Origin of the sequence: Okeania sp. KiyG1 (assembly GCF_014132355.1) — a bacterium.
Lineage (GTDB): Bacteria > Cyanobacteriota > Cyanobacteriia > Cyanobacteriales > Microcoleaceae > Okeania.
Genome location: NZ_BLZO01000070.1, coordinates 62023 through 71061 on the forward strand (window position 1 = coordinate 62023; position 9039 = coordinate 71061).

A 9039-nucleotide genomic window follows, 5' to 3' on the forward strand; every position below is an offset into this window, starting at 1 on the left:
CGGTTAAATCAAATCATGCGAGCGACTGGACATCTCGCTGAAGAAGTAGCGAAGACAAGAGATGCTTCTTTATCGGCGAGTATCTACCTTCCTAAAGCAGGAAAAGGGGTTAGTTATATCTCAATGGAGCAGGCTATTTCTATTGGCGTCGATCTATTCAAAAGTCAGGACTACGAAAAAGATGAAAATCACTGTAGGTTCTTGGCTTTTAGGAACGAAACGGTTGATTTTTTAAATCAACAATTTCGGAAGAAAGTAGGTGTAAATGCACTTTATCTTATGCATAACCGCATAAGATGCAATAAGCCAGTAACTCGCTTGTCCGATGACATGGAACGAGACTTGAATGGGTTGAGAAAAATTCAATTTAATATTTTTGTCAACATGGGTGACACGATCAAAGTGATATCGCCTCCAACGTCGATTCCGTAGAAAGTATTGTTAAAAAATTTGATGCTTTTATCAAGCGAGACGCCATAGAGGTATTTTTTCCACTGTTAGCGGGGAAAATAATTGGATTTGAAGCGGAGATATCCAAGGGGCTTAGGTATGAATCCTACGTCCTTTCAGCCAGTTGCTCCGGACTAAAAGAAAATCTAATCACTAAGTTTCAACAAGAGCTTAAGAAGCCAAACCAAAGGGACGCTAGAAAGGTTCTCAAACTTCTTTATAATCTGGGAGATTCTTACAAGGATTTGTATGCGTCCACCGTACACAAAGCTCAAGGAGTCTCTATACGACATTGTTTCGTTTACCTAGACGATTTATTGCTATCTAAGACAATTCCACACGCTTTGTTGTACACAGCTTTCAGTAGGGCATCAGAACAACTGTACATCATCAAGGATTAATCGAAATGAAAATATTTCACTGGTCTGAAATCCATTACCTTCACCATCAAATCGCTCCAATTGAGTTGATGACACTGCCTGAAGGTCATGTTTTGCAACTTAATTGTCGCTTAGCGAAAGAAGTGCAGAAACTAACAGATAAAGAGTTGCGGTACGTTCGGTTTGACAATGAATATATCAAATATCGAGTCACACAACTGTTGGCAAAAATAACAGTAAGTGACAAAAAAAGAATTCTTTCAGGTCTACTGAGTGAACTAGAGGTCTCAAAGGTAACGCCAAATAATAACTTGTTATCTGCCTCAGAATCTCAAGAAGTTGTTATGGAGACGATTACTGATGAGATCGAAAACGAACAAGTTTAATGCAGTAAAGACTACAGCTAATGGGATCAAGTTTGATTCCAAGTACGAAAGTCAAGTATATCTTAAACTCAGACATATTTTGAGACTAGAATCAATTCATTGTCACCATAGAGCAGCTTATCTAGGAGAGAACGGTCCTGACAAAAGATTGTGTATCTCCAATGCATATTGGAGAGTCGACTTTATGATCAAAGATGGTAGCAAATCTTTATTTGCTATCGAAGCTAAAGGGCGATTTACGCAACCAGATAAGTTTAAATTTCTCTTGTGGGAATTGTATCAGAACATTCCACTTATTGTTGTTCATTCAGAACGAAATAAACCAAGAGGGTTGCACTCCAGCGGGTTAGTTCATTTCCTGGTTTGGGAGCAATTTAATTTAATGTCAGGGAAAGATTTAGTAGAATTAGTCAAGGTAATCAAGAACAGATGTCGAGGTTAAAGTTGACAGAAAATGAGATAAATCTGATGCTTCAAATAGATACATTAGATTCTATCTCTGACTTAGAGGAAGAGACATTAGATGCTTTCTTCCCAGATGACTTCGTTTGGAAAGATTACAATGCTCGCAGTATACCTGCTGATTATTTAACTATTCGCGAGCGAAGCACGATTTATTGCCGAAAGGACGATAAATATTTTTTCATAACGGATACATCCTACCTAGGAAATTTCGTTTGGGTGATTTTTTCTGACCATCCTATGTTTCCAATCTTCCAATCGATTGGAAGATTGTTGAATGTACAGTTGAAAAAAACTGATGTCAAAATTTTATTGGATTCAGAACAGTGGGCTGGTTGGATTAAATTAGTCAATGAAAATCCTAAACTCTCATTAGAAATGGCTTTCCGTAAGCTATTAACAAGCAAGTCTTTGGACTTGCTTAGTAAACATTTATAAACTAGCGAGAAATGTCTAACTACAAAGATTGGGATGCTAAGGTCGTAAGTAGCCTTAGCAATGATGATTTGCAAGTTATTGAGTTGCAAATCAATTGGGGAGCTGGAAAGCTTCACGCTGGTATTAACGGGAAAGAAATCAAGGGACAGTGTCAACTAGAAGTCAGTGAGAACAACTTGACTTTTAGTGGGTACTTTAACCTAGAAGGCTTTGAAGCTTGTACGAGTAGAAAAACTGGCAATAAAAAACCAGACGGCAAAGATGAGTGGATAGATGAGGCTGTAAAACTAGATTCTGAGAAGCCGTGCTGTATAGTCTTGCCGAAAAAAAATAAAGGGAAAGAATTGTCTGATTTCCCTGCCTTTAAGATTGTCGCTGAGAAAATTCTTTCAACAATAGGTGACGCAAAAGCTTTTGGTATTACGTTCCCGCTGAATTCAGTTTTTTATGATGACTATTATAAAAGTGAGCTTGGGATCGCTGACGATCCCTCGCTCATTGATCCCGTGGGAGACTGGAAAACGCTGACGACTTCTCTTGGTAATAAAGCTCCACGCCTTGATATCAAGGCGCTTACTCCAGAGGAAGTAGAGCGGGTTTTAAAAGTGAAAACCCCAGATGTGTCTAACCTTAGTGGATTCAAAAAGAGTTATGGAGAATCCACTACTAAAAAGCTAGAGTCTAAGCTAGCTTTCCTTCAAGCGAATCATGAAGCGATTACCCATCTAGCTCTTCAGCTAGATATTGAAAAGACTGAAGTTCTAAAAATGATACTGTCTTAATTTTTCAGTATCTCCTCTCTATATTTTTCTGTATAAGTATTTAGTTATATAAAATACTTATACAGAACCAACAACACTACAGGAACAGAAAGGCAATGAGTAATGATATTTGGGCAAAAAATTTAGCTAAAAATGAAGAAGCTGCTAAATCTAATGAAGGACGAGTTATCAGGATATTTGAAAAAATCCGGTGGATTGATCCTAATGTCAACAAAAAGTATAACGTAATTTACTGCGGTTATTATCTTGAGGGTGAATTACTTCCAGAAGAAATCCGAGTAGTTTACTCTAAACTACTCGGATTCAAGGCAGTGAAAGCGAACGAGATCAAGGCTTTTAAGATATTCAGTTTAGAAACAGATGAAGAAATTTTAGGGCTGATTAAATCTAAGGTTTCAAAACCAAAGGTCCGAAAAAAGGGGAAGTTCTCCAGGGAGGACACAAGAGATCCTTACTACAACTATTGTGACAACAACGCTCCCATCGTCATCAAGCTAGAGCAATTGTTTGATAAACTAACGAAAATCTCTAATCGAGACGTTGTAATGCCAGTACTTGTATCTTCTATTTTAATCCCGTCTGCTCTATGCAGCAATTATTTGATCACTGTCTTCTTTGGCAAGTCAGGGACAGGCAAATCATCAGGACTTAAGCTGGCGAGTGAAGTCTATGACTGTCCTATTCTTTCTTCAACTGCAACTTATGCAGGAATCAGGAATCATATCGAAGAATTGCGTATGAGCATCGATGAAAACGGAGAGGAAACAGAAGAAAATATTCTCATTTGTCTGGATGATTGTAACGAGGCTACTTTTAAAGAAGAAAAAATCTATACTCTCTTGAAGACAGGGACATCTATCTCTAACGCCAAAACTGCGATTAGCAGTTCTGAAACTGGCAAGAATCAATCATTCAATGCTGCTTGCCCAAAAGCGATAAGTACTTGTGATCCTTTTTGGATAATGCCTGAGTTTCACGAAATCCGAAGGCGGATAATTATTATTCCAACGGAAAAGCAAGCGCTGATGAGGAATTTATAGATAAAGAGATGCTTATCTTCAATGAAGGCAGTGAAGAACCTCTAGCTGATATAGTTCGTAATTTTTGGTTAGATAAGCAGGGTGAATTTAAGACTTTGCTAAAAAAACTCCGTGGAGAAGAGAAAGAGCTAATTGCTTCTATGGTAGTGACTTATGATATGGATATTGCTACCGCCAAGGAGAAAATCAAGATTTACAGGAAGTATATTAAATCTTTCCTCCTTAAGCCTGACCCTAAGTTTTCGTACATCAATGAATACTTAAAAGCGAGGGAAGCAGAAATTGCCAGGGTTAATGAAAAAAGAAAAAAAGACGGGGAGCCTCTAACTGATCTAGTTACCCTTGATGCTGCGAACATCAAAAGGGAGTTTAAGCAAGGGATTGAGAGCGGCGTCTTTGACTCGATAAATACTCAATCTATCTCTCAGATCATGAGAGAGAAGGGATATGAGTTGAAAAATTTATCAGGATCTTGGTATTGGGTCAAGTACTTAGATATTGGTGATATCTAAGTAAGTAGACACTAACAGGGCTATTCAGAGAGATAGCCCTGTTAGATGTTCACTTGATGAACATCATGATGTTCACAAAAAGAAAATGCCAGAATTACCAAGCATACCAAGAACGACTTTTTACCCTAACGTTCCCAATATAGACTTAAATTCATTAGAGGTTGCTAAGAATATCTTGATGAATTGGTCCCCCTATCAAGTATTTTCAATCACTGATACTAAAAGTGGAACATTGGAGTATTACGTGTTTATCCATTTTATTTATTCAAATAAAATGGCTGAACCTTATTCTGTCTCTGATGAGAATATCAAAGGAATTAAAGACATTTCAATGAAGTGTAGTCATTTAGGCACTTTGACTGCATCTTCTACTCCTTACGAAAAGAAGGAGTTAGTAGACAAGCTTCAAAAAAGTTTGGTTGCAAGGGACTTCCTCAGAAGTTTAGCGCGGGATCATGGAGTTGCCAGGTTGGATATGCAAGCGATCGTAAATGTCATTCAATTTTAGGAGAGAATATGATGATTGAAGTTGAAAGACAGGACTATTTCGAAAAAATTCTTGAAGAAATAGATAAACAAGGACCCTTTGGTCAAGTGACTCTATTTAGTGACACTTTGAGCTTTCGGTCAAACACATTCTCAAAGCGCGTGACAAGTGAGTTGATGTGTGAGGGATATATGTCTCACTACGATTATCATTCTGGCCAAGACACTGTCACTATCTCATGGAACGCTTTTGACGAGAATAAACCAATTGTTTCTAAAAAAGGAGATAATTAGGACTCCACCAAAAATAATTTCTTTAGTAAAAAGATTTTTGGTGAGATTGATTTAGATCCTTGTGCTGAATCAAAGTATTTTCCAAGAATTTCAGTGGGAACACATTACAGTATTGAACATGACGGCCTTTCAAAGACCTGGTTCGATAAGGTCTTCATGAATCCTCCTTATTCTCAGCCAGGTCCTTGGGTAGAAAAATTCTTCCGTGACTATGAGAAAAGGACAATACAAGAAGGGATCGCTCTTCTTCCTTCCTCAACGGACACTTTGTGGTTTTCTCGTGTCTGGGATAAAGCATCAGCTATTTGCTTCGTTCGAGGGCGAATCAAGTTTCTTGACATATTAGATGGATATAAGGAGAAGTATCCTTCCGCTAAAGGTAGCGCTATAATCTATTGCGGAGCATGGACAAAACGCTTTCACGACTGCTTTGCAGAGACAGGGGAGGTTATAGTAAGACCGCATGACATTTCTCCTTTCTTAACTTAAGCACTTGTCTTTTAAAATCAAAACTGTTGTATAGATTTGTACAACAGTTTTATATAACAAAATAGGGATGATCGAAGATTCATTTTACCAGGTACGTTCTGGTCATCCCTATTTTAATTTTATTTTGGCCAGTAGTGACTGCAATCGCGACAATAATAATTGCAATGAGCTTCAGTATTTATATTACTACTACCGCAAAGAGGGCAGATAACAGGCACTTCTCTCATTTTTTTAAGAGTGAAATTGTAAAGAATAAAATTGTCATCATTTTTGTTAATCTCCTCTATTTATCAAAATCTGTTTTGGAATTAACACGTTTATACCCGTTACTTTCTGCCCACTCTTCAACATCATATAAACGTATTTGAGTATTTCGGCCTGCATTCTCAAAATGAATCATAGTCACTTTTATCTCTTCTATATCCTTCCCAACCTGTTTCTGTAAGTTAACTCCTTCTTTTACAAAGTGATTCATTTCACTGATATAGAATATAATACCAATCAGTCCGCTTAGTACGGTAAGCAAAACTGTTGCAAATTCCCAGTCCAACAATCTCATCGCCATTTATCTCCATACAGATCCCATATTAAGGCAACATAATAAACGCAAGTCACTCCAAGTGCGATAATTATTAAAAATTCGGCTAGATTCATCATTACAACCACTATTATTTTTCTTAATTGATATTATTTAAATATAATTTCAAATAATATATCTGTGTAGAATAAAATCATATTCTACACGCCTCACCCAAGACAAGGGTCTAAAAACAAAGCGAATAGATTCAGGCATTGGAAGTTGACCTACAGCAAAATTAGTAATCACAAGGTTTTCATAAGTAAGGATTATAGGTCTTGTGTCGTACAAAATGTATTCAGCGTTCCCACTGGCGGTATAAAGGTAACCAGCTAAACTCCACGTCGGGATTGGTTCCAGTAAACGAATCTCTATTTTAAATGTCGTGTCTGACAAAATTAACAATGGATCTGTCGTAATATCAATTTTGTCGACATTGTCAGATACTTTTGATTCAAGTGTCCACATTATGGTCCAGAGATATCTATCTTTGTCAAGTTATCCGAATAATCACCAGGAGTATACATCCTACTGGATTTTTCTACATAATATCCAACCGGAATTTCTGTAGGATCTGCAAATTTACTTAACCAAGTTCCAAAAGCAGCAATAGATACAACAGCGGGAACTCTCATCCCTACCCTTTTAATATAGCCAGACTTCTTTTCATCCTTGATAGTTTGGTCTACCGGGGTTTTAAGTACTACGATAAATCGTTTTCCTACTATCCTCCTTCCTTTTATTTTAGTGCCTGGCATTCCCTTCGTATTAGCCCTGTTTGATACTTTGCTCTCGTCTTCATCTTCATCCGCTTCAGCTGTATTTACCCTAGGAGCGTAAAGCTTTGCTGTGTTGGGAACAGCAACTCTTGTTTTATTCGCTGAAGCTAAATCAGCGTCTGTTTTGATTTTTAATGCATCAGCAAGCTGGTGGGGCACTATCACTGGTACATAAAATCCTGTACCAGTAGCAGAGATCAGTATCTTGCTAGCTACAGGGAGGCTTTTGTTTAATCTCCCTTCATTCAAGGCCTGTTGTTCTTCTTGCGATTGGCCTACACCAGCGCCTCCATCTGCATTCAGACCTTTGTATCAATACCAGAAGATTCATTTTGCTCTTTTTGAGTCTTCCTTTCTACTGCCATTTTTTTACATTCATTTATTCACTCTTCATTTTTCATAATAAAGGTCTCAAAAGATAATAACAACCAAGAAGAAGGAATAAATAAAAGTGACGATATCGTCACTTTTTTAATCTAAATCCAAATTAAAGGCTTTATTTAGAAGGAAATCGAAATTCACGGGCTTAGTTTCTTGCCATAAGTCTAGTCGGGCACTTATGTTATTCTTCGCTTTGTCAATTTGACCCAGGGACTCAAACTTTGTCTTTCTGCTGTAGTTACGAACATACATCCGCTGTAAGTACATGGGCTGCTGTTTCCTTTTGGGTAGCGGATAGTGAAGTTTGTCTTCGTGCGAATGTCGATAGTTCCTATTACTTCAGCTTCGCTCAGACTAGCTAGTTCTTTTGCTAGTTTTTCAACAGTTTCTCCTGTATTTCCTCGGCAGTGAATTTCTCTCCCATTGTTTAGGCAAGCAATCGCTGTGTAGTCCCCATCTATAAACACTGAATTATTCCATAATATTTTTAAGTTTTCCCATCTGATTTTTGACTTGTCTACATTAGGAACTCTTGGCTTGTGTATCGCAATCCCTTTAGCCTTCTCTTCTTTAGTAGTTCGGAACTTTCCTTGCTGGTTCGTGAACCAAAACTCAATCTCTATTCCGTTGTTATTGGTGACAGGATTGTCGTCAGGAGTAGTAACGACATAACCTATGTCTCTATTATCAATCAAGGTGCGATTCGCGTTGACTGAAATGATTTGGTTTCGTAATTCCTCTGGAGTACCGTGCAGGTAAACTCGTTCATCTCCGTAGGCGCGATTTGGTTGATAAATGAATGTTTGGGGAGATGAACGATCGATCGCCTGCAAGTGTAACTGATCCCATAAATTAGCCATGTTCATCGCAGTATTCCAGAAAGCCCCAGTTAATTCTTCAGTTAATTCTTCGATATTATTCTGGAACTGGTCATCATCGATAGACTCAATTATTTGCTCCTTTGCTTCACTCAGGCTCCAGCTAGAACTCTCGTTCTGTCCCCACTGATCTATTATTGCGGGATCAATCCCTAAGTTTGAAGATAACGCTCTCAAGGCAGGATTTCTGTAGGTTTTCCTGATAAAGGCGCGGGTATTCTTGAAAGCGACGAGGAAACCCGCACGAATTGCGCTTTGAGCAGCAAGAGTCAATAGTTGCTGAATGTCTATTAATATTTCGTTAAAAAATCATCAGCGGTATTCGCTAATAAAAGTTTTGCTACCGCTGGATTAATATAAAATGCTATCGCGCCTCCTATTCCGATAGCTGTTATCGACCCAATTTGTTTCCCCAGGACGCCGAAGACTCTAGTTTGAATAGAGTTGAACAAACCTTTTATTTGCGCGTCTAATTGTTTGTCTGTCTTTTGAAAGTTAAATTCCCATACATAATCAAATCCTTCTTTAAACCAGTCTAATATGTTCGTTGCGGTAAATTCGATACTCGCCAATATACTTGTTAGTCCTGACGTCAAAAATCCCAGTAAACTCCCTGCTGTTTGAACGATTGAAGAAAGAAACCCAGACTCATTTTGGGTTTGGATAATTCCCGATTCAATCGTCCTTACACCTTCGTTGTTCCCG

15 protein-coding genes are annotated in these 9039 nt (G+C 38.0%); 11 read left to right on the forward strand and 4 right to left on the reverse strand.

The window, feature by feature from the left end; all coding sequences use genetic code 11:
- Positions 1-15 precede the first annotated feature (15 nt).
- From SAGCYANO_RS14840 to SAGCYANO_RS50335, 11 genes are all read left to right on the forward strand, one after another.
- Positions 16-432: a hypothetical protein gene (locus tag SAGCYANO_RS14840; protein WP_202220786.1), complete on the forward strand. Its 417-nt coding sequence runs from the start codon at positions 16-18 to the stop codon at positions 430-432.
- A gap of 167 nt (positions 433-599) precedes the next feature.
- Positions 600-851, forward strand: a complete 252-nt coding sequence (locus tag SAGCYANO_RS50330) for a C-terminal helicase domain-containing protein (protein ID WP_375339935.1) — start codon at positions 600-602, stop codon at positions 849-851.
- A 5-nt stretch (positions 852-856) separates the two neighbouring features.
- Positions 857-1216 carry a hypothetical protein gene (locus SAGCYANO_RS14850; protein WP_202220787.1) on the forward strand — a complete coding sequence of 120 codons (360 nt, stop codon included), beginning with the start codon at positions 857-859 and terminating at the stop codon, positions 1214-1216.
- Positions 1191-1658 (forward strand): DUF1064 domain-containing protein, encoded by a 468-nt coding sequence (locus tag SAGCYANO_RS14855; protein WP_202220788.1) that lies wholly within the window; start codon positions 1191-1193, stop codon positions 1656-1658. The genes SAGCYANO_RS14850 and SAGCYANO_RS14855 overlap by 26 nt, the downstream gene beginning before the upstream one ends.
- A gap of 2 nt (positions 1659-1660) precedes the next feature.
- Positions 1661-2116 carry a hypothetical protein gene (locus SAGCYANO_RS14860; RefSeq protein WP_237396179.1) on the forward strand — a complete coding sequence of 152 codons (456 nt, stop codon included), beginning with the start codon at positions 1661-1663 and terminating at the stop codon, positions 2114-2116.
- A gap of 11 nt (positions 2117-2127) precedes the next feature.
- Positions 2128-2898: a hypothetical protein gene (locus SAGCYANO_RS14865; RefSeq protein WP_202220790.1), complete on the forward strand. Its 771-nt coding sequence runs from the start codon at positions 2128-2130 to the stop codon at positions 2896-2898.
- Between the two features lie 95 nt (positions 2899-2993).
- A complete protein-coding gene (locus SAGCYANO_RS14870) occupies positions 2994-3938 on the forward strand; it encodes a hypothetical protein (protein WP_202220791.1) in 945 nt (314 codons plus the stop codon).
- A gap of 8 nt (positions 3939-3946) precedes the next feature.
- A complete protein-coding gene (locus SAGCYANO_RS14875) occupies positions 3947-4450 on the forward strand; it encodes a hypothetical protein (RefSeq protein WP_202220792.1) in 504 nt (167 codons plus the stop codon).
- An 85-nt stretch (positions 4451-4535) separates the two neighbouring features.
- On the forward strand, positions 4536-4958 hold the full coding sequence (locus tag SAGCYANO_RS14880; protein WP_202220793.1) for a hypothetical protein: 423 nt from the start codon (positions 4536-4538) through the stop codon (positions 4956-4958).
- An 8-nt stretch (positions 4959-4966) separates the two neighbouring features.
- Positions 4967-5230 carry a hypothetical protein gene (locus tag SAGCYANO_RS14885; RefSeq protein WP_202220794.1) on the forward strand — a complete coding sequence of 88 codons (264 nt, stop codon included), beginning with the start codon at positions 4967-4969 and terminating at the stop codon, positions 5228-5230.
- A gap of 45 nt (positions 5231-5275) precedes the next feature.
- On the forward strand, positions 5276-5719 hold the full coding sequence (locus SAGCYANO_RS50335) for a DNA N-6-adenine-methyltransferase (protein WP_375339936.1): 444 nt from the start codon (positions 5276-5278) through the stop codon (positions 5717-5719).
- A gap of 283 nt (positions 5720-6002) precedes the next feature.
- On the opposite strand, the gene SAGCYANO_RS14895 is transcribed toward SAGCYANO_RS50335, so the two are convergent.
- From SAGCYANO_RS14895 to SAGCYANO_RS14910, 4 genes are all read right to left on the reverse strand, one after another.
- Positions 6003-6272 carry a hypothetical protein gene (locus SAGCYANO_RS14895; RefSeq protein WP_237396181.1) on the reverse strand — a complete coding sequence of 90 codons (270 nt, stop codon included), beginning with the start codon at positions 6270-6272 and terminating at the stop codon, positions 6003-6005.
- Between the two features lie 491 nt (positions 6273-6763).
- Positions 6764-7324: a hypothetical protein gene (locus SAGCYANO_RS14900; RefSeq protein ID WP_202220796.1), complete on the reverse strand. Its 561-nt coding sequence runs from the start codon at positions 7322-7324 to the stop codon at positions 6764-6766.
- Between the two features lie 308 nt (positions 7325-7632).
- Complete coding sequence (locus SAGCYANO_RS14905) at positions 7633-8511, reverse strand: hypothetical protein (RefSeq protein ID WP_202220797.1); 879 nt, start codon at positions 8509-8511, stop codon at positions 7633-7635.
- A gap of 113 nt (positions 8512-8624) precedes the next feature.
- The coding region (locus SAGCYANO_RS14910; RefSeq protein WP_202220798.1) for a hypothetical protein at positions 8625-9039 on the reverse strand (415 nt) is incomplete at its 5' end.